Source organism: Sodalis sp. (in: enterobacteria) (assembly GCF_051710625.1).
Taxonomy (GTDB): Bacteria; Pseudomonadota; Gammaproteobacteria; order Enterobacterales; family Enterobacteriaceae; genus JBPESN01.
Map to the genome: position 1 here is coordinate 1 of NZ_JBPESN010000121.1, position 2,061 is coordinate 2,061.

Genomic DNA, 2,061 nt, shown 5'->3' on the forward strand with positions numbered 1-2,061 from the left:
TCCAATCAGTTCAAGGTTTATAAGATCAGAAATTCATTCGGAATTCTGATCTAGTTTATTTGTTCTGCCATAGTAATTTTATAACCTATTTGAATATCATTGTTATTTCTTCTTATTTACATGATTATTCAGTGTTATAAAATATTTCAACGAATTTTGTATTCTGTAAAATTTGTATTTGATAAAGTTTTCTTCATTCTTCTAGAGGTAGTTGTTGCCTCCCTGTCTGAAGTCCTCCATTATTTTTGATTGCTGATTTATATAGGGCAAAATCCCTATAATGACGACGGGCGGGAGGGCGACCTCAATATTATTACCTGTGAAAACTGGAAAGATCCGGCCAAGGTATTGTCCGACAGCATCCGCAGTCATCTTTCGGCCGAACATGCACGACGTTTCGACCATATTGTCGGGGTGGCTCAGGCCGTCGTGATGCGTTCCGCCGTGGATCCGACACCTGACATGCTGAAAAGCGATCCGCTCATTGTACCGGTGCAGGATTTTTGGCAGTTGCCGGTCGACATAGACAACATCAAGGGCAAACCGCCGGCGGTTCAGGGTATCGTCAATCAGGAAAACTTTGCCGGTTTTCTTGAGTGCAAAATATTTACCTATAACACCGGTAACGCCACCATTGCCTATCTCGGTTATTTGAAAAAAACGCTTTGCGCTGGCGGACGCCGCTAACGATGAATTCATCGTTTCCGTTTTGGACCAGGTATATCAGGAAACCAATAAGGCATTGTCCTTAAAGCATCACTGTATCCTTGAGGAACAGACCCGATTCTCTGAACAGGCAAAACGCAAATATCAGGATTACGCCATCATTGATGATGTACGCCGCCATGCCAATGACCCGATAAGAAAACTGGGCTCTGACGATCATCTGATCGGCGCCGCCAGACTGGTCCAGCTATACCATCTCCCCGTGGCGGGCATCAGTACGGCCATCGCCGCGGCGCTCCATTATGACAATCCGGAAGATGCGCTTTGTAGTGGCACACTGAATTTGGCCACCTGAGTTGAGGTGATATGCTCACCTCAAAATCTTACAAGTGAACCAATGAGTAAAACATTTACTGCTGAATTTAAACTCGAAGCGGCAAAGCTGGTCCTCGACCAGAACTACACACCCGGCGAAGCGGCTAAGGCGATGAACGTCAGTCTTTCTGCTATCAACCGTTGGGCAAAATCGTTACGTCTGGAGCGCCAGGGGAAAACGCCTCCGGGGCTGCCTCTGACTCCGGAACAGACTGAACTTAGGGAAATGAGAAAACGGATACAGCGCCTCGAAATGGAAAACGAAATTCTAAAAAAGGTTACGGCGCTCTTAATGTCGGACTCACTCAACGGTTCACGATAATCGACAGGCTGAGAGCGCGATACCCGGTCACGGCGTTGTGCCAAACTTTTGAGGCACACTTGCGGTGGTGCTGGACCTGTTCGCCCGAAAACCGGTGGGCTGGGCCATGTCGACGTCGCCGGACTCGGCGCTGACAGTTAAAGCGTTGCAGATGGCCTGGGAACTCCGGGGGCAGCCAACAGGAGTCATGTTCCACAGCGACCAGGGCAGCCACTATACCAGCCGTCAATACCGGCAAGCCCTATGGCGCTGCCGGATAAAGCAGAGTATGAGTCGGCGGGGTAACTGCTGGGATAACAGCCCGATGGAGCGGTTCTTCCGCAGCCTGAAGACAAAATGGGTGCCGACAAAGGGTTACGACAGCTTCAGCGAAGCCCAGGACGCGATTATCCGCTACATCACGGGGTATTACAGCGCTATCCGGCCTCACTGGTGTAACGGCGGCTTAACTCCAAACGAATCTGAGCGACTTTTCTACATACAGTCTAATGTGGTGGCCAGTATTAGTTGACCACTACACTTTTCCAGTATTTGTAACTGCTGCGATGAACCCTGAACACGTGGCAGAGTATGGCCACAGGATAATGCGCTCTGAGTTTCCCGATTAACGAGAACTGTTCAGGGAGTCTGACATCAAGAGCGCTGTAGCCTTTTTTAATATTTCGTTTTCCATTTCAATGCGTTGTACCTTCTTCTTG

2 protein-coding genes and 2 pseudogenes are annotated in these 2,061 nt (G+C 48.7%); 3 read left to right on the plus strand and 1 reads right to left on the minus strand.

The window, feature by feature from the left end; translation table 11 throughout:
- Positions 1 to 249: 249 nt before the first annotated feature.
- The 3 genes and pseudogenes from ACTBDU_RS16355 (at position 250) to ACTBDU_RS16365 (ending at position 1,874) form a co-directional block, all read left to right on the plus strand.
- Positions 250 to 687, plus strand: coding sequence for a hypothetical protein (locus tag ACTBDU_RS16355; protein ID WP_438807209.1), 438 nt, complete (start codon positions 250 to 252; stop codon positions 685 to 687).
- Positions 688 to 709: 22 nt separating this feature from the next.
- A complete protein-coding gene (locus ACTBDU_RS16360) occupies positions 710 to 1,021 on the plus strand; it encodes a hypothetical protein (protein WP_438807210.1) in 312 nt (103 codons plus the stop codon).
- A 42-nt stretch (positions 1,022 to 1,063) separates the two neighbouring features.
- Positions 1,064 to 1,874 (plus strand): annotated as a pseudogene (locus ACTBDU_RS16365) (IS3 family transposase).
- A 7-nt stretch (positions 1,875 to 1,881) separates the two neighbouring features.
- Here ACTBDU_RS16365 and ACTBDU_RS16370 read toward each other — a convergent pair.
- A pseudogene (locus ACTBDU_RS16370) lies at positions 1,882 to 2,061 on the minus strand (IS3 family transposase); the annotation flags it as partial.